General features: G+C 68.4%; 17 protein-coding genes. 9 read left to right on the plus strand and 8 right to left on the minus strand.

Annotated features, from left to right (window positions below; all coding sequences use genetic code 11):
* Window positions 1–215: 215 nt before the first annotated feature.
* From FNV62_RS50795 to FNV62_RS50815, 5 genes are all read right to left on the minus strand, one after another.
* Entirely contained in the window at window positions 216–1,154 is a 939-nt protein-coding gene (locus FNV62_RS50795) for a L,D-transpeptidase (protein WP_097288609.1), read from the minus strand.
* Window positions 1,155–1,800: 646 nt separating this feature from the next.
* Window positions 1,801–2,664 carry an SAM-dependent methyltransferase gene (locus tag FNV62_RS50800; RefSeq protein ID WP_164331898.1) on the minus strand — a complete coding sequence of 288 codons (864 nt, stop codon included), beginning with the start codon at window positions 2,662–2,664 and terminating at the stop codon, window positions 1,801–1,803.
* A gap of 98 nt (window positions 2,665–2,762) precedes the next feature.
* Window positions 2,763–3,593, minus strand: coding sequence for an oxidoreductase (locus tag FNV62_RS50805; RefSeq protein ID WP_143630161.1), 831 nt, complete (start codon window positions 3,591–3,593; stop codon window positions 2,763–2,765).
* A gap of 15 nt (window positions 3,594–3,608) precedes the next feature.
* Window positions 3,609–4,484: an NmrA family NAD(P)-binding protein gene (locus tag FNV62_RS50810; RefSeq protein WP_097282131.1), complete on the minus strand. Its 876-nt coding sequence runs from the start codon at window positions 4,482–4,484 to the stop codon at window positions 3,609–3,611.
* A 154-nt stretch (window positions 4,485–4,638) separates the two neighbouring features.
* Complete coding sequence (locus FNV62_RS50815) at window positions 4,639–6,060, minus strand: MFS transporter (RefSeq protein WP_143630162.1); 1,422 nt, start codon at window positions 6,058–6,060, stop codon at window positions 4,639–4,641.
* A 110-nt stretch (window positions 6,061–6,170) separates the two neighbouring features.
* Between FNV62_RS50815 and FNV62_RS50820 the strand changes: the two genes are divergently transcribed.
* Window positions 6,171–6,797, plus strand: a complete 627-nt coding sequence (locus tag FNV62_RS50820) for a TetR/AcrR family transcriptional regulator (protein ID WP_060898735.1) — start codon at window positions 6,171–6,173, stop codon at window positions 6,795–6,797.
* 30 nt (window positions 6,798–6,827) lie between these two features.
* Here the strand turns inward: FNV62_RS50820 and FNV62_RS50825 are convergent, their stop codons facing one another.
* Window positions 6,828–7,469 (minus strand): TetR/AcrR family transcriptional regulator, encoded by a 642-nt coding sequence (locus FNV62_RS50825; protein ID WP_143630164.1) that lies wholly within the window; start codon window positions 7,467–7,469, stop codon window positions 6,828–6,830.
* A gap of 232 nt (window positions 7,470–7,701) precedes the next feature.
* On the opposite strand from FNV62_RS50825, the gene FNV62_RS50830 reads away from it, so the two are divergent.
* The 3 genes from FNV62_RS50830 (at window position 7,702) to FNV62_RS50840 (ending at window position 11,335) form a co-directional block, all read left to right on the plus strand.
* On the plus strand, window positions 7,702–9,039 hold the full coding sequence (locus FNV62_RS50830) for an MFS transporter (protein ID WP_205522489.1): 1,338 nt from the start codon (window positions 7,702–7,704) through the stop codon (window positions 9,037–9,039).
* Window positions 9,036–10,601 carry an MFS transporter gene (locus FNV62_RS50835; RefSeq protein ID WP_144316266.1) on the plus strand — a complete coding sequence of 522 codons (1,566 nt, stop codon included), beginning with the start codon at window positions 9,036–9,038 and terminating at the stop codon, window positions 10,599–10,601. Before FNV62_RS50830 ends, FNV62_RS50835 begins: the two co-directional genes overlap by 4 nt.
* Window positions 10,602–10,849: 248 nt before the next feature.
* Window positions 10,850–11,335, plus strand: coding sequence for a DUF2269 family protein (locus FNV62_RS50840; RefSeq protein ID WP_097282126.1), 486 nt, complete (start codon window positions 10,850–10,852; stop codon window positions 11,333–11,335).
* Between the two features lie 415 nt (window positions 11,336–11,750).
* Here the strand turns inward: FNV62_RS50840 and FNV62_RS50845 are convergent, their stop codons facing one another.
* Both FNV62_RS50845 and FNV62_RS50850 read right to left on the minus strand, forming a co-directional pair.
* Window positions 11,751–13,529 carry an RICIN domain-containing protein gene (locus FNV62_RS50845; protein ID WP_225900701.1) on the minus strand — a complete coding sequence of 593 codons (1,779 nt, stop codon included), beginning with the start codon at window positions 13,527–13,529 and terminating at the stop codon, window positions 11,751–11,753.
* 88 nt (window positions 13,530–13,617) lie between these two features.
* Entirely contained in the window at window positions 13,618–16,308 is a 2,691-nt protein-coding gene (locus tag FNV62_RS50850; protein WP_143630172.1) for a cellulosome protein, read from the minus strand.
* 311 nt (window positions 16,309–16,619) lie between these two features.
* Between FNV62_RS50850 and FNV62_RS50855 the strand changes: the two genes are divergently transcribed.
* The 5 genes from FNV62_RS50855 to FNV62_RS50875 all read left to right on the plus strand — a co-directional run bounded on the left by FNV62_RS50855 (window position 16,620) and on the right by FNV62_RS50875 (window position 22,676).
* Entirely contained in the window at window positions 16,620–17,660 is a 1,041-nt protein-coding gene (locus FNV62_RS50855; protein WP_097282123.1) for a LacI family DNA-binding transcriptional regulator, read from the plus strand.
* Between the two features lie 117 nt (window positions 17,661–17,777).
* On the plus strand, window positions 17,778–19,019 hold the full coding sequence (locus tag FNV62_RS50860; protein ID WP_143630173.1) for an extracellular solute-binding protein: 1,242 nt from the start codon (window positions 17,778–17,780) through the stop codon (window positions 19,017–19,019).
* A gap of 20 nt (window positions 19,020–19,039) precedes the next feature.
* Window positions 19,040–20,023 carry a carbohydrate ABC transporter permease gene (locus tag FNV62_RS50865; RefSeq protein ID WP_097282121.1) on the plus strand — a complete coding sequence of 328 codons (984 nt, stop codon included), beginning with the start codon at window positions 19,040–19,042 and terminating at the stop codon, window positions 20,021–20,023.
* Complete coding sequence (locus FNV62_RS50870; RefSeq protein WP_144316267.1) at window positions 20,020–20,871, plus strand: carbohydrate ABC transporter permease; 852 nt, start codon at window positions 20,020–20,022, stop codon at window positions 20,869–20,871. The genes FNV62_RS50865 and FNV62_RS50870 overlap by 4 nt, the downstream gene beginning before the upstream one ends.
* Window positions 20,872–20,921: 50 nt before the next feature.
* The gene (locus tag FNV62_RS50875) at window positions 20,922–22,676 is read left to right on the plus strand and encodes an amylo-alpha-1,6-glucosidase (protein WP_143630178.1); all 1,755 of its coding nucleotides are present in this window, start codon (window positions 20,922–20,924) and stop codon (window positions 22,674–22,676) included.
* Window positions 22,677–22,698 lie beyond the last annotated feature (22 nt).

Here is a 22,698-nt window from a genome sequence, read left to right on the forward strand (position 1 = left end):
GCGAGTGCACGCGACTCGCCGGGAACTGGCGCGGCCACGCAAGGCGACGGCGCTCGTGCGGGAGTTCAGCGCCCTGTGCGCTGACCGCGACCAGCGGTCGGACGAGTGGGGCGTGCCGGAGGGCCGGCCGTTTCCGGCCAGCCCAAGGGCGAGTGTGAGGGTGGGTCTCGCGGTCGACACCATCGACTGCTGACCGGCGCCGCCACCGCGGCGCGTCACAGCGTCGCGGTCGTCCCCTCCCCGGACGCGCTGCCCGCGAGCCACTGGTCCCATCCCAGGTTGAAGTCGGCGTAGCCGTTGTCGGCCGGCGCCTTGGCACGGGGCGAGCCGGTGATGGTGACGGGGTCGCCCTGCTTGACCTGGCCGTAGAACCACTTGGCGTCCGACATGGACAGATGGACGCAGCCGTGCGAGCCGCGGGCGCTGCCGCTGCCCGGGTTGGGGTCGCCGGTCGAGTAGTGCACGTACGTGCCGGACTGGGTCAGGTGCACGTCCCAGGGCAGCGTCAGGTCGTAGTAGTTGGGGCTGCCCTTCGTGCAGCTGATGCCGACGCTGCAGGAGGTCATGTGGACCTTCTCCTCCTTGTCGATGACGGCCATCGTGCCGTTCCACGTCGGATACTGGGCGCTGCCCGCGTTGATCGACAGGGTGCGCACCGCCTTGCCGTTCCGGGTCACCTTCATGGTGTGGCCGGTCACCGAGACGTCCGCGCGCACGTCGTCGCCGATGTTGAAGGTGTGGGTGTAGTTGCGCACCCCATAGCGCCCGTTGCCGTTGCTGACGCCGTTTACGTCAGCGTCGATCTTTACCTTCGTGCCGGAGGGCCAGTACGTCTTGGGGCGCCAGTCGGCGCGCTTGTCGCCCATCCAGTGCCAGGCACCGGCCACCGGTTGGGAGGCGCTCACCTTCATGTGCTTCTCGACCGTGGCCCGTGCCTTTGCCGCCACCGGGTTCGTGAAGATCACCGAGATCGGCATGGCCACGCCGACCGTGGTGCCCGTCTGCGGGGTGATCGTCTCCAGCAGCATCGGCGGGCCCGCGGGCTTCGTCGGTGACGGAGAGGCGCTCGCACTAGGCTTTCCCGACGCCTTCGCGTCGTCCCCGCTCGCCTTGTTACTGCCGCCCCCGCCGCAGGCACTCGCGCCCACCAGCATCACACCCGTGACGAATGCGATCCCTATGCCGCCCTTGCGCCGTCCCACGATCTGCCCCGCTCTCTCGCTCTTCGGCCCTGACGAGCCCGACTCCCTGTCAGACAACGACAAGGTGGGGTGCAGTTGCGCGCATCGCGTAAAGCGTGTCTCAAGATTCGGTGCGCACCGCCGGATCGGGGACGATGAGGGGCGCGACATCATGCCTACCGACTTCGCTTGATCACGGCCGTAGTGTTCGCGCAGGAACCCGTCCGTACTCCAGTTGCGACGTGGACGGTGAAGTCGGCCCCGCGCCGCGGGCCGCGGCGCCTGACCCGGTTTTTCGGCCGGTCGAAAGTCCACGGACTGTCGTCCACCGTCGTGTCAGTCACGGGTTGGCGGGTGCACTTCACCCACCGGGACCTCACCTGGCCGCGCGAAGAGACCCCGTTCATACGGGGGTTCACGCCCTGTCCGCCGGTCTCGATCTGCGACTGGACGACCTGGGCGTGCCCGAGGGGCAGCCCTTCCTGATCAGTCCGGCGGGCCAGTACGACGTGACGTTGAACCGCTACTTCTCGGTGGGTCGGTGGGTCGGTGTGACCGGCGTGAGGCGACCGCGGACGATGGTGCGGTAGACACCGATCCAGGTGCGGTCTTCGTGAGATCAGCGGAGACGGCAGATCAGCTCGGTCGGAGCAAGGAGACCCTCCTCGATGTTCTGGAGCAACTTTGCGATCTTGGTCGATGCGTCGATGCCCATCGCCACGTTGATCGGGGCAGGAGGCGTGTCCCCGCCCGGAGGGTTGTGCGGCGTGCTGATCCGGCGGTGCGCATCGCCCGCGTCACGAAGCGACTGGATGGCTCGAGAGCGGTGATCGTGCTCGGCGACGATGTCGAACCCGGCCTTGCGCAGCAGTGAGCGGTATTCCTGGGGGCGGGCCAGGAAGCTGTGTTCGGGCTGCGAGGCCCACGGCAGTGGGTAGCGGACGAGGGTGGGGTCGCCGAGAAGCATGACGTCGTACACGATGAAGAGGCCGTTGTCGGTCAGGACGCGGCCGATCTCGGTGAACAGGCGGCCCTTGTCCTCGATGTTCATGCCCACGTGCAGCATCCAGGCCCGGTCGAAGCTCGCCCGAGGAAAGGGCAGTGCGGTCACGTCCCCCTGCTGGAAGCGGGCCCGGTCGGAGAGGCCCACGCGATCGGTGAGTCGGCGCGCGACGTCGACGTACTCCTCGGTCAGGTCCACGCCGGTGACGTCGGCGTCTGTGTGCTGGGCCAGATGGCGGGCAGGACCGCCCAGGCCGCTTCCCACGTCAAGGACACGCAGCCCCGCTCTCAGCTCCAGGTGTTCGGCCAGCTCTCGCGTCGCCGCATGGCCGCCGATGTGGAACTCGTCCACGCCATGAAGGTCGTCGGTGGTGAGCGTCGTATGCCCCGGGTAGAGGCGGTCGAGCGCTTCGTCGATCTTCCGGAGCAGGCCGCCTTGTCGGTAATGGCGTGCTACGGCGGACGGCTGCTGTGCGGTCACGGGAACGTCCTTCCGGTCATGGGTGATCGAAGCGTGGCCGAAGGTCCTGAGTGGCTTCGGACCGTGGTGGCGAAGAAGGCGGATTCAGGGGTGGTGTCCTAGTCGTGATCGGTCGCGAGGGCGACGTGCCGCCAGGCGTCCATCTCCTTGCGGAAGGTGTCCAGTTTGGCGTCGAAGGCTTGCAGGGTGTCGGCTCCGAGCGGGAGGCGCAGGGGCGGTTCGGGGGCGGCGGCCATCTCGACTATGGCGCGCGCGGCCTTGACCGGGTCGCCGGGCTGGGTGTGGTTCAGGCTCGCGGCGGCTGCACGCATCGCGCCGACGGTGGGCGCGTAGTCGTCGATCGTGTCGGGGCCGGTGTGCAGGCTGGCGGGGTCGAGGAAGTCGGTGCGGAAGAAGCCCGGCTCCACGAGCGTCACGTGGATGCCGAGGGGGGCCAGTTCGGTGTGGAGGGTCTCGGTGAAGCCTTCGACGGCGAACTTCGTGGAGGCGTAGATGCCCCAGCCCGGCGCGGTGGCGAAGCCCACGATGGAGCTGATGTTGATCACGTGGCCAGAGTGCTGGCGCCGCAGTACCGGCAGTACGGCGCGTTGGACGGCGAGCGGGCCGAACACGTTGGTCTCGAAGACCGCGCGGACCGCGGCGTCGTCGGACTCTTCGACGGCGGCGAGCAGTCCGGTGCCGGCGTTGTTGACCAGGACGTCGATCCTGCCGAACCGCTCGACCGCCGCGTCGACGGCCGCTTGGATGCTCTGCGGGTCGGTCACGTCCAGCGGCACGGTGAGCAGCGCGTCGCCGGCGTCGGGAAACTGCTCGCGGACGGTTTCGGCCTTCCTCGCGGTCGCGACCACCTGGTGGCCGACGGCGAGGGCGGCACGGGTGATCTCCAGGCCGAAGCCCCGAGACGATCCAGTGATGAACCAAACGCTCATTGTCTTCTCCGGTGTTCAGGCAGTGGGCAGGTCGAAGGCCGCGCGGTTCTGGGCGATGAAACCCTCGACGTCGAGGGGATCGCTGCCGCCGATCGTCTTCACCAGGTCGTTGGTGCCGGCGAAGACGCCGTTGCGGTAGTCGACGGCCACGGCGAGCAGGTGCTGGATCAGGTGGTCCGGCGCGCCGCGCCCGTGCAGGATGGCGGCGAATTCGTCGAGTTCGATGGGCACGTAGGTGACTTCGCGGTCCAGCGCCCGCGACATCTTCTCGGCGATCTCGTAGTGGTTGAGCTCCTCGGCTCCGTACAGCGGGTAGATCTGGCCGGCGTGCGGGGCGGGGTCTTCAAGGATGGCCGCGATCACCTTCGCCTGGTCGCTTTCCGCGATGGGGGCGTGGCGTCCGTCGGCGAACGGCAGGCGTAGTTCGCCGGTTCCGTCGGCCCAGGTGTCGATCAGCCACTGGGCGAAGAAGGTCGGGCGGATGTGGGTGACGGGGACCGGGGAGTGGTCCAGGACGCGTTCGGCGACCCAGTGTTGGCGTGCCGCGTTGCTGGCGGTGTTACGGCGGGCGGAGATCTGCGACATGTTCACGATCGCCTGGACCCCGTTCTCCTCCGCCGCCTGGGCCACGTTCGCGGTGGCGTCCATCAGGCCGGGGCGGATCGGGTAGGTGAAGTACAGGGCATCGGTCCCCTTGGCCGCCTGGGCCAGGGAGTCCAGGTCGAGGACGTCGCCTTCCACAATGTCCGCTCCGAGGGCGGCGAGCCGCTCGGCGCGCCCGTCGAGACCGCGGACGAGTGCGCGGACGCGGTGCCCGCGCTGGAGCAGGAGTTCGGTGGTGTGGCCGCCGGTTTTGCCGGTGGCCCCGATCACGAGGAGGTTGCGTTCCATGATGGTGATCTCCGTTTCTTGAGAGGGAGCTGGTGGGAAATCCAGCGTCAGTCCTTCGAGCGGGCGCCGCAGAAGATGAGTGGGAGGCGGTGCGACGCCCGTCCGGCAGGGGGCTGCGGTTGCGGGCCCGGTCCGAGTGGCCAAGGCCACGTGGTCAGGGTGTGTGGCGGGGCCGGAGGGCAAGCAGCGCGCCGGCGGCGGCGATTCCGGCTCCGGCCTGGACGGACCAGGCGTGGTCGAATCCGGTGGTCGTGGCTTGGGGGGTGAGGGCGACGAGCAGGGCCACGCCCACGCCGCTGCCGATCTGCTGGCTCATGTTGAGTACGGCGCTGCCGGTGGTGGCGCGTTCGGGTGCGAGGGTGCCGGCGGCTGCGAACAGCGGCGCCTGGGTCAGACCGCCGGCCAGGCCGACCAGGATCAGGCCCGGGAACATGCCGCCCCAGTAGTCGGGGGTGGTGTGCACGGCCGCGATCCAGTAGCCGGCGGCGAGTGCCATGGCCAGCGTGCCGGTCACGGCGGGGGCGGTGCGTCCGAAGCGGTGCTGGATGGGGCCGGCGTTCATCGCGAAGGCGATCGAGGTCAGGGGGGCCGGGGCGATGGAGACGCCGGCGCGCAGCGGGCTGAAGTGCCAGACCTCCTGCATGAACAGGGCGGTGCTGAGCAGGACGATGGCGAAGCCGGCGGAGAACAGGAAGAGGGCCGCGGTGGCGGCGGTGAACTGCCTGCCGGCGAACAGCTGTTTCTCGATCACGGGCGCCTTGGCACGCAGGGTGCGCTCGACGGTCGCGGCGGCGGCCAGGGCGGCTGCGGCGAACAGGGCCACGGTGCGGAGGTCCGTCCAGCCCCATCCCGGCCCCTGGACGGTGGCGAGCACCAGCAGGCTCACGGCCAGCAACAGCGCGAGGGCGGAAGCCGCGTCCGGCACGGCGGCACCTCTGGGCTGACGTACCTCGGGCAGCAGCAGCGCGCCGGCGACGAGGGTGGCGATGCCGACGGGAACGTTGATCAGGAAGATCCATCGCCAGTCGAGGGTGACGAGCAGACCGCCGACGGGCGGGCCCGCCGAGGCCGCGATCGCGCCCACGCCCGCCCACAGGCCGACCACCAGGGTGTGCTGGCGCTTGGGGAAGCTCGGGTAGAGCAGGCCGAGCGAGGTCGGCACGATCATCGCCGCGCCGACGGCCTGGAGAGCCCGGGCGCCGACCAGCACGCCGAGGCTGGGTGCGGCGGCCGCGACGGCGGAGGTGAGGGTGAAGAGTGCCACTCCGGACAGCAGCATCTTCTTGCGTCCCCAGTGATCCGCGATCCGGCCCGCGGGCACGAGCACGGCGGCGAAGACGATCGCGTAGGCCGACAGAATCCACGACACGCTCGCGACGCTGGTGCCCGGGAACGACTGCCCGATTCCGTCGAGAGCGACGTTGACGACGAAGAAGTCGAGCTGTGCCATGAAGGCGACGGCTCCCAGCACCGCCATGATGCTCCATCGGCGCGGGTGACCCGCCTCGGTGGCGGCCGGGGCCGGGGCGGTTCGCGGTGTCGTGGCGACCGCCTGCGGTGGAGCCTGTGTGGACATCCCGTCTGCCTTCCCAGAGGAATGGGCTTGACAGCCCCTTTTTGGTCTGCCTCCAGGAGACACCTCGAGGAATGGGTTGCCAAGCCCCTTTTTGCGGTACGATGGTCACCATGACCACCACCAGCGAAGCGACGGGTCGGAAACTGACCGCCAAGGGCCTGGCCACACGCGAACGAATCGTCAGGGCGGCCGCCGAGCTGATCTACGAACACGGTGCGCAGAACACCAACAACGAGCAGATCCGGGAGGCCGCCGGGGTCAGCGGCTCGCAGCTGACGCGCCACTTCCCCACCAAGGAGTCCCTGGTGCGCGCGGTGCTCGCCTGGCAGGCCGACAGCATTGTCGCCCGCCACCAGGCGCCCGAGCTGGGTGAACTGGACAGCTTCGCCGCCCTGTACCGGTGGGCCGACATGTACGTCGGATCCCAGGACATGCTGCGCGGCGGCTGCACGTTCGGCTCGCTGGCCGCTGAGGTCGTCAAGACCGAGCCCTCTCATCGGGACGCGGTGGCAGACGGCTTCGGGCGGTGGCAGGAGCTGTTCAAGCGCGGCCTGAGCAAGATGCGCGAGCGCGGCGAGTTGCGGCCGGAGGCCGATCCGGCCGCGCTCGCCCACCTGCTCGCCGCCGCGTTCCAAGGAGGAGCACTACTGGACCAGGCGGCCGGTGAGTCCACACCCCTGCGTGACGCGCTGTACGGGGCCCTGGCCTACATCGAGTCATTCGCCGCAGAACGCTGAACGTACTGCGGACCCGCGAGCAAGCAGCGTTCAGAGGGCGTCGGAGGCGACTGGGCGGGGCGTCTGCCGGGACCGGGCCCGTGCTGTGAGTGGGAGTCCTTCGAATGCTTGATCGGCAACGCGCTCCAGCGCTGCTGCGTCGAGCCCGGCCTTGGCCATCACTTCCATGCCGCGATTGACGGCCATGAGCAGTTGGCTGATTTCGGAGGCGCCCGCCTCGGGTTCGAGGTCGCCATGGCGCTGTGCGGCCTGAACGCACTCGGTCAGTGAGCCCTCGATTCTCCTGAGGGCCTGTCGGACTCGTTCGTTGGCCTGCGGATCGTGGTCGACGCCCTCGACGACGAAACCGGTCACCATGCAGCCGAGCCGGTCGGGGTCGTCGTGGACGAACCGTGCCGACTTGACGAGGTATGCCCGCAGCCGTTCCAGCGCGGTCTCGTCGGGGCCTTCGAGTACCGCCGCCCAGGCGGTCTCGGTGCGGTCGCAGTAGGCCGCCAGCGTCTGCAGGTACAGGTTGCTCTTGTCGCCGAAGGCGGCGTAGAGGCTGCCGCGGCCCAGCCCGCCGGCCTTGGCGATGTCGTCAACGCTGGTACCGGCGTATCCGGTACGGCGGAACTGTCGCTCGATGGCCTGTACGACCTTGTCCTTGTCGAAACCTGGTGGGCGTCCCATGGGGTCAGTTTACAGGTCACCCGAGCATTCTTGACATGTCGTTCCAGAACTTCATAGGGTTCTTGACAAGGCGGTCCAGAACTCTGCCGCCCATTACTCACGGCATACCTCGAAGCCCACGGAACGGATGAGACGCATGTCTTCGCAAGATCAGATGGCCCCTGCGCGAGCGCAGACAGAAGGTGGGGGTACATCGAGAACACGGCCGGCTCTCATCCTCGCCGTGCTGGCCATGGCGAGTTTCCTTGGCCAACTCGACGTGTGGATCACCAACGTCGGTCTGCCGAACATCGGGCAGGGCTTGGGTTCGACCTCTTTGTCGGACCTGAGCTGGGTGCTCAACGGCTACGCGATCGTCTTCGCCGCCCTTCTCGTCCCTGCGGGGCGGCTCGCCGACCGTTTCGGACGCAAGAGCGGCTTCCTTCTCGGCATGGCCGTCTTCGTAGCGGCGAGTCTCGGGGCGGCCCTGTCCGGCGACGTATGGGTGCTGGTCGTCTTCCGTGCCCTTCAGGCGGTGGGCGCCGCCCTGTTGACCCCCGCCAGCCTCGGCCTGGTCCTGACGAGCGCCCCCGCCGACAAGGTGGAGCGGTACGTCAAGATCTGGTTCACCGCGGGCTCGCTGTCCGGGGTGTGTGGACCGATCTTCGGCGGGCTGCTGGTCCAGGTCTCCTGGCGGTGGCTGTTCCTGGTGAACATTCCCGTCGGGCTGCTCGCCATCGTGCTGGCCGCCCGGCTCGTGGCCAATGTCAAGCACGAACAGGACGCCCGCATCCCCGACCTGCTCGGCGGCGTCCTGCTGATCGTCGTGGTCGGTGCCCTGGCTCTCGGCGTGGTGAAGGCGCCCGACTGGGGCTGGTCGGACACCCGGGTCGTCATGTCCCTGGTTGTGGCAGTGGTCGGGTTGCTGGCGTTTCTGTTCCGCTCGTCACGGCACCAGGTGCCTGTAGTTGACCTGTCGCTCTTCCGTGACCGGATCTTCGCCTCGGCGAACCTCGCCGGCATGCTGCAACTGGCCTCGTTCGCCGCCCTCCTGCTGTCGACGATCCTCTGGCTGCAGAACCACTGGCACTACTCCGCCATCAAAACCGGATGCGCCAGTCTTCCCGGCCCGATCGGCTTCGCGGTGGCTGCTACTGCCAGTGAAACCCTCCAGCGTCGATTCCGGATCCCGGCCGGCGTCATCGCGGCGGTCGGCAGTGTGATCGCCTCTGTCGGCATCCTTCTCTTCGCCGTTCTGATGCACAACGACCCGAACTACGCCTCCGGAGTCCTCCCGTGCTGGCTGCTCTTCGGGTTCGGCGCCGGCTTGGCGCTCCCGACCGTCGTCTCCTCCGCGACGGTCGGTCTGCGCCCCGAGCAGGCCGCTACCGGCAGCGCGATCGTGACCATGTCCACTCAGATCGGCTCGGTCGTCGGCATCAGCATCCTGGTCGCCATGCTCGGCACCGCCTCCGGCGGAGCCTCCCTGGAGACCTATCGGCACGCATGGCTGGTCACGATGGCCCTCATGGCTGTCGCGGGTGTGGTGTCGCTGGGCGTCTCGCAGAAGAGGGCGGTGGCGGTCCGATGACGGCGTCCGTTCCGGCTCAAGCCTCCCGCGCCGCGGGCCCCGGCAGCGGGCGGGCCCGCTGGCTCGGCCTTCTGGTGGTCTGCCTCGGCGTCATGATGGCCTTCGTCGACGTCACCTCCACCATCTCGGCGCTGGGCGACATACAGAGCGACCTGCACGTCACCGCGAGCACGCTGGTATGGATCACCAGCGCGTACAGCCTCGCTGTCGTGAGCTTCGTGATGTCCGCCGGGACCTTCGGCGACCTCGTGGGGCGTCGACGCGTGTTCAGCCTGGGTGCCGCCGTCTTCCTGGCCGGCAGCGTGGTCGCTGTCTTCGCCGGCAGTGCCGGCATGCTCATCGCCGCACAGGCCATCGCGGGCCTCGGCGGGGCGGCCGTGTTGCCGACGAGTCTGGCGATTGTCAGTGCCACGTTCACCGACCCGCACGAGCGCACCTCCGCGATCGGCATCTGGGCCGCGTGCTCCGGAGTGGGCCTGGCCATCGGCCCGATCCTCGCCGGAGCCCTGCTCGAACACTTCTCCTGGCACGCCGTCTACATCGCCAACATCGTCATCGCCGGCGCGGCCCTCCTCCTGGCCCCGGTCTTCGTGGCCGAGTCCCGACACCCCACCCGCAGACTCGATCCTGCTGGGCTTGTCCTGGGCACAGTGATGACGGCCTCGGCCACCTACGCGATCATTCAGGGTGGCGCCACCGGATACACCAAGGCGCCGATCATCACCATGTATGTGGTCTTCGCTGTATCCCTGTTCATGTTCGTGCGCGTAGAACTCCGGCACCCCGACCCCATGCTGGACCTGAGGCTCTTTCGGAGCGCCTCCTTCTCGGCCGTCATGGGCGTGGCTGCTGTGAGCGTTTTCGGACTGGTCGGCGTCGCCCTGCTCAGCGTGCTCTACATGGAACGCGTGGGACAGACCAGTCCCCTCGACGTCGGCGTGCGCCTGCTGCCGCTGTTCGGAACGTTCCTCCTGGTCACCGTGGTGGCGGCCCGGGTGCTGGTACACCGGGTCGGCCTCACATCCTTGATCAGCACGGGTCTGGTCCTCATCGGAGCCGGGTCTCTCGCGCTGCTCGCGACCGATGCCTCGGGAGGTTACGGGGCGATGTGGCCCGGACTGCTCGTGGCGGGCATCGGCGCGGGCCTGTTGACGGCGCCTTCGACGGCTGCCGCGGTCAACAGTGTGCCGCCACAGCAGGAGGGCATGGCGGCTGCAGCGGTGAACATGGCTCGTCAACTGGGAACGGTGCTCGGTCCCAGCGTGCTCGGAACGGTCGTCACCAGTCGCTTCCCCCGGAACCTGCATGACCGTCTCGTCGAGGCAGGCATCCCCTCGCCGCGGGCGGACAGGATCGTGGAGGGCGCGTCACACGGCGGCGGCGCGACGGACCTCCCCGCATCCCTTGCTCGCGTGGTGGGAACGGCGGTACCGAAGGCGTTCACCGACGCCGTGCACTTGGGCAACGTCATAGGCGGAGTCGTACTCATCGTCATGGCCGTGCCTGCGCTGCTGTTCGTCCGCCAGAAGGTTCACAGTCCCCGGACATCCGCCGAGGCATAAGCACCACGTCAACGGGATGGTGCGAGGCGCCCACAGAACCTTCGGCCGAACAACGTCCCCCGAACAGCCGGTGTTGATCGCTGAGCACAGCCATCAACACCGGCACCGCCCGCGAACTGAGCACCGGTCAGACGGACGGCCGGACCCCCCGGGCGACGCCGTGATCAACCGTCGGGCCACTTCAAGCCCGACTGAAACCGTGCGCCTGACGCCCCGCGCCGGCGTGCGCGCGAAAAGGAGACACCGCCATGGCCAAACTTCTGCTCAGCATCCACGTGCTGGCGGCGATCCTGCTCATCGGACCGGTCACCATTGCGGCGAGCTTGTTCCCGCGTTTTGCACGCCAGGCACTGGCCGCCGGCCCGGAGCAGCAGTCGGCCAAGGGCTCGGTCCGGCTGCTGCACCGGATCTGCCGGGTCTACGCCGTGGCCGGCGTCTCCGTCCCGGCCTTCGGTATCGGCACCGCCGAAGTGATGGGCGTGATGGGCAGCGCCTGGCTCATCGTCTCCATGGCTCTGACAGCGGTGGCCGCCGTACTGCTGGGCATCGCGGTGCTCGGCACCCAGGACGACGTGGTCGCCCAGCTCGACAAGCCCGACCAGGCCTCGACCGCCGCGGAATCCTTGATCGCCCGGCTGCCCCGCCTGTCGATGATCACCGGCCTGTTCGCCCTCGCCTGGCTGATCGTGGTGGTCCTGATGATCGTCCGCCCGGGCTCGACGACAGGCGCATAACGGCTCAACTTCCGCAGTGAACCCCGCGCTCTGCCCATGGCTGTTGAGGTGGTCGTGCATCGGCGTCGTCGCGCCCCGCGGCCTCCGCGACCACGCCTCCGAAGGCACAAGAAGCCGAGGAAAGCGTGGTGCTGACAGGGGTGCGCACTACCGCCGGCGTCGTCCGCGCCGGTGAGACGGCGCGCCGGCCTGCGACTCCAGCCGCAGGCTTCGTCGCTGACCTTATCGACGCCTTCTGGAACGGCAGAGCCGTAATACCCGTTTCTGGGCCGAGTGGGTCCCTCCGCCCGACGGCTTCGGTGAACGGCTTCCTCACCGGCTTGGCCGACACCCTCTGATCTTTGTCGGCTGCGGACGGCGTCCCGCAAGGTGTCGCCCTCCACTCGCCCATTGACGGAGAGCAGAGGGCGGAGGCTCAGGCCTTGCCTTGCAGACGCCAGATCTGGTTCTTCTTGGTGCTGAGGGTGCTCGCCGCATCGCAGGTCCACTGGTGGATCAGGGCCCGCGGCTGGGTGGAGACGTTGGAGACGTCGACGCACTTTCCGCTGTGCACGGCCACGAGTTGGTAGTCGTGGCTGTTGCCGAGTGCGGTGACGGGGCTGAGGGTGAACATCTGGTTGGTCTGGCCGTTGCAGGTGTACTGGTCGACGGCGGCGCCGTCGACCGTGGAGGCGCCTGAGACATCCAGGCACTTGCCGCTGAGCTCGTTGACGATCGTGTAGGTGTTGGTCCGGCCGGCGACCGGTTTGAGGTCGAGCATCTGCTGATAGCCGCCCTCGCAGTAGTACTGCTGGTACTGGGTGCCGTTGGCGGTGCTGAGGTCGGTGTCGTCGAGGCACTGGCCGCTGTTCTGGCTGACGGCGACCGTGGAGATGGTGGTGTTGGACGGTGGCAGCAGGGTGATGGTGTAACCGTCCTTGGCGTTCGACCAGGGGACGCTCACCGACGTGGAGTTGTTGCTCACCGTCAGAGTGGTGTCGGAGATGGTCTCCGGGCCGGTCACCGCGGCCCCGTTGTTGTAGGGGACGCGCTGGAGGACCGCGCGGACCTTGCCGCTCTCCACGACCGACGTGGTGTTCAGGCCGGTGAGGTTGACGGTGACGGTGCCGGTGTTTCCGTTGCTGCCGAGGAGGATCTTGGCGTTCTTGGCGGTGTTGTCCTTGGTCGCCAGGCCGTCGGTGCCGGTGCCGGGGATCAGGTTGACGATGTTGCCGCTCTGCGAGCCGTAGGAGCGGTACATGAACCACTCGCCGAGCGGCACGTACTGGCCGGCGCTGTTCTTGGTGAGCAGGTTGGCCTCGTAGTCGTGCAGGTTCGTGCCCCCGCCCCAGTTGCCGCGCAGTCCGTCGGCGCCGGCCCGTTCCAGGCGGCCGATGAACCAGGCACCGCCGCCCGGGGACTGCATGGACAGCGTCGCGTACTCGTTGATCTGGTACGGCCGGGAGTTGGTCAGCCCCGCCGCGGTGAGGGTCGAGTTGGCGCGGCCGACGTCGGTGACCGGGTCGCCCGGTTCGTCGTGCCAGCTGTAGATGTCCGGGGCGACGTTGTTGGCCTTGACGTAGGACAGGTAGGTCGTCCACCAGGTGTTGGAGGTGTTGGGCTGGCTCGCGGTGCTGGGTCCGACGATCAGCTGGTTGGGGAAGGCGGCCCGTACCTTGGCGTAGAACCGGGACCACATCTGCAGGTACTGGCTCTGCGAGGCGCCCCAGAAGTTACTGCCGTCGGGCTCGTTCCACAGGTCCCACTGGACCGTCATGTTGTTGGCTTTGACGTCACTGATGAGCTGGGTGACGAAGTTGTCGAACTGCGTCCAGCTGCCGTTGTCGCCGGGCCAGCCCTGGCTGGTGGTGCCGTCGGCGCCCCACAGGTCGTGCGGGAGCAGGACGAAGGTGCCGCCCAGGGCGACCGTCCGCCTGTACTGGGCGAGGGTGGAGTTCCAGCGGGTCTGGTAGTCGGCGAGGTTGGTGGCGTAGCCGCCGCTGTTGAGCTGGGCGCCGCCGGCTCGCATGAAGTGCCACTTGATGTCCTTGAAGAAGTGGTCCTGGGGCAGTGAGCCGTCCGGGGCCATTCCGTAGATCGTGCCGGAGGCGTGGTACGTCGGGGCGCCTCCGGAGGTGGCGAAATCCACGGTGACGCTCGTGTCGGCGGCATGTGAGGCGGTGGCGGGCAGCAGGCTCGCAGCCAGAGTGGCCAACAGGACGGCGGCTGTGGAAAGTGGGCGTGGTGAACGCAGGCGCATGTGCGGCTCTTTCGTCGGGGGAGGGGGGAGAGACCGCCGCCCGCTACTTCACGGCGAGCGGGGTGACGGCGATCCGGTCGATGACCGGCGCGTACGGGGACCGCTGGTCGTACTGGTTGTAGGTGTCGCCGTTGAAGTCGGGCAGTTCCGCCGCGGTGAACGACAGCCGGTTCGTGCCCTCTTTCAACGTCACCGGGACGGTCAGTTCCCAGAAGTTGTCGAAGTGGAAGGTCGTCGGGAACAGCACCCTGCGGGCCGGTCCGCCGTTGACCGAGAGGTCGGCGTGCCGGGCGATCGGGTCGGGGTTGTAGTGGGTCGCGGGTGCCTGCTCGCCGTTGGAGTACCGGATGGTCACCGCGTGCCGTCCGGCGTGCCGGGCGGTGACATCGATGGTGAGGGCGTTGGCCTTTCCATCGCCTATGTCGGTGACCGCCTTGCCGGCGGAGGCGAAGGTGTAGGCGTCGGTCACCTTGGCGGCGCCGGTCACGGTGCCGTCCTCCGCCTGGTACACCTTGGTCGTCAGGGTGCCGCTGGACGGGGTGACCCGCAGCCGGTCGAGGGCCAGTTCATGTGAGGCGCCGGTGACGGTGATCTTGTTGATGCCACCGGACAGGAACATCCGGACCCGGTCGGTGCCCTTCCTGCCGCCTCCGACCTGGGGCACGTCGAGTTTCTCGCCGTTGAGGGAGAGACTCGCGCGGCCGCCGCCCAAGTGGTCGACGGACACGGTCGCTTCACCGTCGGTGCGGGAGTAGACCCAGAAGGTCGCGGAGTCGCCCTTGGCCAGTGGCACGGCACCGGCGCCCGAGGTGCCGGGGTAGGTGTAACCGGGCCGGGTTCCGGAGAGGGTGGCGTATTCGGCCTCGTAGACCGCGGGCGCGGTCACATGCCGGTCGCGCAGCGACAGATCCATCTTGTCGACGATGGCGTCGCCCTTCGTGACACCGAGATCCGGATCCTTCGCGGCGAGCGTGATGCGGTGCTTGCCCGCGGTCAGCTTCACCTGGGTGTCGGTGTGACCCCAGACCACCCACTTGTAGCCGAGGGGCAGCCGCAGCTCCTGCGGGTCGGCGCCGTCGACGCGCAGGAAGACGTTGGTCGGGCCCTGTTCCTTCACCAGGTCGTACAGGTTGTAGGAGTTGGCGAAGACGCTCAGGTCGTAGGTGCCGTCCTGCGGGACGTCGACGTCGAAGGCGAGAACGCCGTCGGAGCCGGTGCGCAGGCCGCCCACGTTGTAGGAGCCGGAGGTCGCGAAGCCTCCGACGTTCGTGGGCGTGCCCTCGGGGCCGTTCTTGGAGTAACCGCTGCCGGTGTAGGTGGCGTTCTCCGCCTCGTACGTCTGGCGCCAACCGACGGAGGGCGCGTCCGGTACACCGCCGTTGCCGCCGGGAGAGAGGATGACCTGGTACGCCGACATCTCGTTCATGCCGGTCATGGGCAGGGTGACAGCGCCATCGGCACCGACCTTGAGCTCCTGATCGGCCAGCCGCAGCGGTGGGGCCGAGTCTCCGACCTGGCCGGTCCACGGGATCTCCTGCACGGTGGCGTGCACGGTCGTGCCGAACAGCTTGGGGTCGATGTTCTTGAAGACCACGTCCGCGTCGCCGCCCTTGCCGCCGAAGAGGGCCCTCGATTGCTTCTTGCTCTCGTCGAGCGTGGCGACGCCCTGGAGGGTGTACTGCTGGTTGGGGTGCGGGGCGGTCACCTGCACCGTGTGGCCGGACATCTGACCGTAGGCGTTGAACAGCCACCACTGTCCGTTGCCCTTGTCGGCCTCGACGGCGGAATCGTTGAGGTTGCCGTCGATGTTCCAGTACGCCAGGTCGGCATCGATCTTGGACTCCTCGATGGCGGAGACCCACTGGACCACCTGGCCGGGCACGGAGAGGTGGTAGTTGTGGCCGTACTCGTTGACGTTGATCGGCAGCGGGCCGACCCCGACGTCTTTCTCCATCTGCCGGTACTTCGCCACGTTCGTGCGGACCGAGGCGGGGCTGGACAGCTCGTGCCAGGTCATCACGTCGGGGACGACGTCGTTGGCCTTGGCGTACTGAAGGAAGCCCTTGACCTGGTTGTAGAGGACGCTGGTGTTGGGTCCGGCGATGCGGGCGTCCGGGTCGAGGTCCTTGATGAGGTGGTAGACCTCCTTCCAGGCCTCGAAGTAGTACTGCGGGTCGTTCAGCCAGGAGACCTTGTTGAAGCTCCGTTCGCCTGTGCCGAACATGTTCCCTTCGGGTTCGTTGAAGGGGACGAAGACGACATGGTTCTTGTAGTCGCCCATGGTCAGGACCTGCTGGACCTGCTTCTTGATCTTCGCCTCGAAGTCGGCGAGCCGCGCCGGACCGTCGGCACCCGGCCACTCGTACGGGAAGCCGCGGTAGATGTCGGTCATGTAGATGTAGACGTCCTCGCCGCCGGAGTCCACGAACGGCGGCAGCATCTCCAGGGCGTCCGCCCCCGGATGCTGGGGTCCGTCCTGCGCTTTCGTCGACACCGTGCGGATGTGCATGCCCTCGAGGACGTTACGGCTGGGCACGCCGTCGCCGTAGACACCGTAGAGCGAGCCGGAGGCGCCGCCGTGGAAGGCGCCGGTGTCATCGGCCAGGTCGATCGCGAGCTGCTCGGGCTCGGCCGCTCGGGCCGGGCCGACGGTGGGTGCGGCGAGTAGGGCGGCGAGGGCCGCGACGGTGCTGGCACCGGCGCCGGCTCTTCTTCTGCTGCGTCTGGATCGCACTGAGGTCTCCGTGGGGTGATCCGTGCCGTCCGGGATTCGAACCGGTTCGATGGGCAGCGAGCCGGGCGGGCCTGGTGTCAGACCGTCAGACTCGGTGTGGCGCAGGGAAGATGCGGCGGCTGCATCGAACCGGTTCGCCGGAAGCTAGCACCGGTGGAAATGGGGCAGCAATACCTCCGACGCGGACTGGCCGCCGTTTTCCTGAACTGCGCGCCAGGTATTGACAGGCGACCCGCCCCCTCCTAACTTCCCTTCACGCGAACCGGTTCGACAACTGGCTCGCCATCGAACCGGTTCGAAGAAGGAGTCCCGTGAACATCGGTGAGATCGCCCGGCGGGCCGGTGTCTCCCGGAGCACCGTCTCGTACGCGCTCAGCGGCAAGCGTCCGGTGTCCGACGACACCCGGCAGAAGATCCAGCGGGTCATCGACGAACTGGGCTACCGGCCCAACGCCAGCGCCCGTGCCCTGGCCAACGGCCGGACCAGCACCCTCGGCCTGGTCTTCCCTCCCGCCGGCACCCACTACACCGGCATGCAACTCGACTTCATCGGCAGCGTGGTGGAGGCCGCGGCGGCCTACGACTACGACGTGCTGCTCTCCCCGAGCGGCGCTGACAGCGACCGTTCGTTCCAGCGGCTGCTGGGCGAGCGGCGGGTCGACGGCGCGATCCTGATGGAGATCAGACTCCAGGACGACCGGATCGATCACCTCGTCGCCGAGAACTTCCCGGCCGTCTGCATCGGCCGCACCGCACAGCCGGACGGCGACTGGTGGGTGGGCCTGGACCACACCGCGCTGGCGGCGGCCTGTGTCGACCACCTCGCCGACCTGGGCCACCGCCGGATCGCCCTCGTGAACCGGCCCGAGCGCATGCTGCGCGCCGGCTACGAGTCGGCTCACCGAGGCCTGGACGGCTTCACCAAGGCTGCGGCCGAGCGAGGGCTCACCGCACGGACGTACAACTGCGGCGACGACGCCCCCTCCGGCCACGTGTGCGTGGAGCAGATCCTGCGTGACGACCCGGCCACCACGGCGCTGGTCACGCTCAACGAGGCCGCGCTGGGCGGTATTTACCGTGGCCTGGCCGCGGCGGGCCGCCATGTGCCGCGCGACTTCTCCGTCACCGGGGTCGTGGCCGGCCGGTGGGCGGAGACGGTGACCCCGCAGCTCACCGCGGCGGATGTGCCCGCCGAGCAGATGGGACACCTCGCCGTCGAGTTGCTCGTCGAGCGGCTGGACCATCCCGAAGCGGCGCCACGCCACCACCTGCTCACCCCGCCCATCTCACTGCGCGCGAGCACCGGCCCCGCCCACACCCACCCGGATGCCGGGCCCGGCTCGAACGCCTGACCTTCACCCACTTCCCCCCACGTCCACAGCTCCGCGTCTTCACCGGCCGTGCTCGGCCGGCTGCTTCCCGACCCGCAGCTTCGGCATGCCCTTGCCGAAAACACGAAGGAACGCGCCATGAACGGATCCACCGGACGGCGGCTCACCGCCGCGGCCCTGACCGTCGTCGCCCTCACCACAGGCACCACCGCATGTTCGTCCGGCGGCAGCTCGTCCGCGAAAGGGGAGAACGGCGGCACCTACACCCTCTGGGACCCCTACCCGCAGTTCGCCAAGGACTCGGCGTGGGCGAAGCTGCTCGACGGCTGCGGCACCAAGGCGGGCGTCAAGATCAAGCGGACCGCGTTCGACACCAGCGACCTGGCGAACAAGGCGCTGCTGGCGGCCCAGCAGGACAACTCCCCGGACGTGCTCATCGTCGACAATCCCGTGGTCTCGACCCTGGCGGAGGCGGGGGTGCTGACCACGACGGCCGACAACAAGGTGGACACCTCGAAGGTCGACCCCAACCTCCTCGCGGCAGGCCAGTCGGGCGGGAAGACGTACGGAACACCCATCGGCGCCAACACCCTTGCCCTCTACTACAACAAGAAGGTCCTCAAGGCCGCGGGCATCGACATCGCTTCGGTCAAGGACTGGCCGTCGCTGACGGCGGCCCTGGAGAAGGTCAAGAAGGCGGGCAAGAAGGGCATCACCTTCTCCGCGATCGGCACGGAGGAGGGCAGCTTCCAGTTCCTGCCGTGGTTCTGGGGCGCGGGCGCGAAGCTCACCCAACTGGACTCCTCCCAGGGCGAGTCGGCGCTGTCCCTCTGGAACGGCTGGCTGAAGAACGGCTACGCGCCCAACTCGGTGCTCAACAACACGCAGACCACCAGCTGGCAGGAGTTCGCCACCGGCGACTACGCCTTCGCCGAGAACGGCACCTGGCAGCTCGCCAACGCCGAGAAGGCCGGATTCGAATACGGCGTCCTCCCGATACCCGGCGCTTCCGGTGGCAACGCCGCGGCCCCGACCGGCGGTGAGTTCGTCACCGTCCCCGTCCAGGGCGACACCGGCCGCTACGCCACCACACGCAAGCTGGTCGCCTGCCTGACCAGCACAGACAACCTCTACGCCACCGACACCACCCTGTCCTACGTGGCCCCCACCAGCGTGGTGCAGAACAAGCAGGTTGCCTCCGACGCCAAATTGAAGCCGTGGGTCGAGGCGGTCAAGGCGGCCGAGGGACGCACCAGCAACGACCTCGGCACCAAGTACCCCAAGATCTCGGAGCAGATGTGGAAGGCGGTTCAGACGGCCCTCAGCGGGTCCAAGTCCCCGAAGGACGCGCTCACCGCGGCCCAGAACGCCGTCAAGTAACCGGAGCACAAGGGTCGTTGATGAACCACACGACACATCTGGCGGACCGTGGGCCCCTGCTCGACCGGAACGGGGCGGACACCGCCGCTCCGTCCCCGGCCCGCACGGCACCCCGCCGCCGTCTCACCTCCCAGCAGTGGGCCGCCTGGGCCTTCCTCGCCCCGGTCACCCTCTACCTCGGCCTCTTCTACGCCTATCCGCTGTACCGCAACCTCGACCTGAGCCTGCGGCACTACACCGTCCGCTCCTTCGTCCAGGGCAACGCCCCCTTCACCGGCCTCGCCAACTACCGCACCGTCTTCGACGACCCCACCTTCGCTCCGGCGCTCACCCACACTCTGGTGTTCACGGCCGTCTGTCTGTTCTTCCAGTACGCCATCGGCCTGGCCCTCGCGGTCTTCTTCAACCAGCACTTCCGGCTCTCCGCCACCCTGCGCGCCCTGTTCCTCGTACCGTGGCTGCTGCCGCTGATCGTGTCGGCCTCCACCTGGTCGTGGATGCTGAACAGTGACTCGGGTGTGGTCAACGCCGCCCTGCACGCCGTGGGCATCGGTCCGGTCAACTGGCTGACGTCGCCGTCGTGGTCACTGGCCTCGGTGATCATCGCCAACGTCTGGATCGGTATCCCGTTCAACCTGGTCGTGCTGTACAGCGGCCTGCAAGCGATCCCCGGCAGCCTGTACGAGGCGGCCGCCCTCGACGGCGCGAACGCCTGGCGGCGTTTCTGGCACATCACCTTCCCGCTGCTGCGCCCGGTCTCCGCCATCACCCTGCTGCTGGGTCTGGTCTACACGCTCAAGGTCTTCGACATCATCTGGATCATGACCAAGGGCGGCCCGGCCGACTCGTCCACCACCTTCGCCACCTGGTCCTACCGGCTCGGCTTCGGCAACCTGCTGCCCGCCTTCGGCCCCGGAGCGGCCGTCGGCAACCTGCTCGTCGTCGCCGCCCTGGTCTTCGGCCTGGTGTATCTCAGGGTCCAGCGAAAGCAGTACGCCCCATGACGACCATCGCGACAGCACTCCGCCAGCGCCGAGCCCGCCGGACCAGCTGGTGGAAGACCGCCACCGGCCTCGCCCTCACCGCGATCATGCTGTTCCCGGTCTACTGGATGCTCAACGCGTCCTTCACCCCCGACCAGGACATGCGCAAGAGCCCGCCCGACCTGTTCCCCGTGCACGGCACGCTGGAGGGTTACCGGGCCGTCCTGGACGACCAGTTGCCCTACCTCGGCACCAGCCTCGTCATCGGCCTGGGCACGGTCGTCCTGACGGTGGCGCTCGCCGCACCCGCCGGCTATGCACTGGCCAAACTCCGCCCGCGCGGCGGCGGCGTACTCAGCTTCCTCTTCCTGGTCGCCCAGATGATCCCCGGCATCATCATGGCGATGGGCTTCTACGCCATCTACCTCAGCCTCGGACTGCCCCAGTCGGTGCCCGGGCTGATCGTCGCGGACTCCACCCTGGCCGTCCCGTTCGCCGTACTGATCTTCACCGCGTTCATGTCCGGCATCCCCGACGAGCTGCTCCAGGCCGCGAAGACGGACGGAGCCGGACCCCTGCGCACCTTCTGGTCGATCGTCCTGCCCATGAGCCGCAACGCCGTCGTCACGGTGTCCCTGTTCGCGTTCCTGTGGTCCTGGTCCGACTTCGTCTTCGCCAGCACCCTCGCGGGCGGCGGCACACACGAACCGATCACGCTCGGCATCTACCACTACATCGGCAACAACAACCAGCAGTGGAACGCGATCATGGCCACCGCCGTCGTGGCCTCGCTGCCCGCGACGGTCATCCTCGTCCTCGCCCAGCGGTACGTCGCCGCCGGCGTGAGTGCCAGAGCGGTGAAGGACTGACCCCGTCCGCTCAGCGCCGGTGACCCTGCTGAAGAAACGAGTACCGCTTGATGACCGCCGCCCGATCCGGCCCGGCCTTCTCCATCCACGACATACCGTTCAGCACGCACGGCTCCTGGTTCGGCATCTCGCCCGTGCTGGGCGAGAAGACGCGTGCCGAGGATCTCCACCTCGTGTCCCACCAGAACGGCATGCACGCCGTCCTGTGTTTCGTCCCCGTCGATGCCACGACGGGCGAGCGGGTCGAGACCCGCGTCACGGCGACACCGAGTCAACTCAGCTGGACCCACGAGAGTGGGCACATCGACCTCGCCTACGAGTCGCCGGACACGATCCGCCTGCGCGGCAAGATGGCGGGCCTGCGCGTCACCGCAGCGGCGCAGACGCTGACGCCCTTCACCGGCACGTACTTCTATCGCGACCCGGTGGACGGAGCTCACGTCTTCACCTCGTACGAGACCGGCCGCCGCTACCGGATCACCGTACTGTCCGGCATCGTTCGCGAGATCTCCGGCAGCCAGTCCCTGGGCGGCGCCGAGCGTGGCCTCACGGTCACCGCGGAGGCCGACGCCATCTGGGAGGCAGCCATCCAGGAACTCGACAGCGCACGCCGGCCGTATAGCTCATCGACGACGTTCGACGAGGTCGTGGCCATGGCGGAGCGGGCCATCGGCGCCTTCACCGACGCGGTCGCCCCTTGGCGATCGCCCGGCACCCCGGCCGCCGAACTCGCCGCCTACGTACTGTGGTCGGCCACCGTCGACCCGGCGGGCCTCGTCCGCCGGCCCGCCGTGCTGATGTCCAAGCACTGGATGGACAAGGTCTGGAGCTGGGACCACTGCTTCAACGCTCTCGCCCTGGCTTCCGGAGCGCCCGCGCTGGCCTGGAACCAGTTCGCTCTGCCCTTCGACCACCAGGACGAAAGCGGCGCCCTGCCCGACTCCGTGACCCACTCGGAAGTCCTCCGCAACTTCGTCAAACCGCCCATCCACGGCTGGACCCTGGCCCATCTGCGCCGACGGCTCTCCGAACCCCTGAGTCGCGCGCAACTCGCCGCCGCCTACGACATGTTGCGGCGCTGGACGGACTTCTGGCTCACCGCGCGCCGCGCACCTGGCGCGAACCTGCCCCACTACCAGCACGGCAACGACAGCGGCTGGGACAACGCCACCACCTTCGACCCCGAGCGCGTGGTCGTCACCGCCGACCTGGCCGCGTTCCTCGCCCTCCAACTGCGCGAACTCGGCGCCCTGGCAACGGAACTCGGCCTCCCTGCAGCGGCCCGTGACTGGTTGCGAGCCGCGGAGGCGACCCAGACCGCGATGCTCGACGAACTGTGGACAGGGGAGAAGTTCCTCGCTCGGGGCGCCGACAGCGGCGACACCTGGAGCAGTTCCAGCCTGCTCGACCTGATGCCGATCGTGCTGGGCGAGCACCTGCCCGAGAACCTGGGCAAGGCCCTGGCCGTCCGGATCGAGGCACACCTCACCCCGTACGGCCTGGCCTCTGAACTGCCCACCTCACCGCACTACCGCCCCGACGGCTACTGGCGCGGCCCGATCTGGGCGCCCGCCACCGTCCTCATCGAGGACGGCCTTCGCCGCGCCGGCCACCACCGCCTCGCGGATGAGATCAGCGCCCGTTTCCGCGGACTGTGCGAAACCCACGGGTTCGCGGAGAACTTCGACGCCCTGACCGGTACCGGCCTGCGTGACCGGGCATACACCTGGACCGCCAGCAGCTACCTCCTCCTCGCCGAAGCCCATGAACTCCGGAACACGACACCCACACAGAACGGCAGATGAAAGAGGCCATGGGCGGGTTCCC

It is taken from the genome of Streptomyces sp. RLB3-17, from assembly GCF_007113425.2.
GTDB lineage: Bacteria > Actinomycetota > Actinomycetes > Streptomycetales > Streptomycetaceae > Streptomyces > Streptomyces mirabilis_D.

Excerpts from the sequence above, each read along its gene's own strand:
- FNV62_RS50795 (WP_097288609.1), bottom strand. The coding sequence starts at position 1,154 with ATGCTGGTGGGCGCGAGTGCCTGCGGCGGGGGCGGCAGTAACAAGGCG.
- FNV62_RS50805 (WP_143630161.1), bottom strand. The coding sequence starts at position 3,593 with ATGAGCGTTTGGTTCATCACTGGATCGTCTCGGGGCTTCGGCCTGGAG.
- FNV62_RS50810 (WP_097282131.1), bottom strand. The coding sequence starts at position 4,484 with ATGGAACGCAACCTCCTCGTGATCGGGGCCACCGGCAAAACCGGCGGC.
- FNV62_RS50815 (WP_143630162.1), bottom strand. The coding sequence starts at position 6,060 with ATGTCCACACAGGCTCCACCGCAGGCGGTCGCCACGACACCGCGAACC.
- FNV62_RS50820 (WP_060898735.1), top strand. The coding sequence starts at position 6,171 with ATGACCACCACCAGCGAAGCGACGGGTCGGAAACTGACCGCCAAGGGC.
- FNV62_RS50825 (WP_143630164.1), bottom strand. The coding sequence starts at position 7,469 with ATGGGACGCCCACCAGGTTTCGACAAGGACAAGGTCGTACAGGCCATC.
- FNV62_RS50830 (WP_205522489.1), top strand. The coding sequence starts at position 7,702 with ATGGCGAGTTTCCTTGGCCAACTCGACGTGTGGATCACCAACGTCGGT.
- FNV62_RS50835 (WP_144316266.1), top strand. The coding sequence starts at position 9,036 with ATGACGGCGTCCGTTCCGGCTCAAGCCTCCCGCGCCGCGGGCCCCGGC.
- FNV62_RS50840 (WP_097282126.1), top strand. The coding sequence starts at position 10,850 with ATGGCCAAACTTCTGCTCAGCATCCACGTGCTGGCGGCGATCCTGCTC.
- FNV62_RS50860 (WP_143630173.1), top strand. The coding sequence starts at position 17,778 with ATGAACGGATCCACCGGACGGCGGCTCACCGCCGCGGCCCTGACCGTC.
- FNV62_RS50865 (WP_097282121.1), top strand. The coding sequence starts at position 19,040 with ATGAACCACACGACACATCTGGCGGACCGTGGGCCCCTGCTCGACCGG.
- FNV62_RS50870 (WP_144316267.1), top strand. The coding sequence starts at position 20,020 with ATGACGACCATCGCGACAGCACTCCGCCAGCGCCGAGCCCGCCGGACC.
- FNV62_RS50875 (WP_143630178.1), top strand. The coding sequence starts at position 20,922 with ATGACCGCCGCCCGATCCGGCCCGGCCTTCTCCATCCACGACATACCG.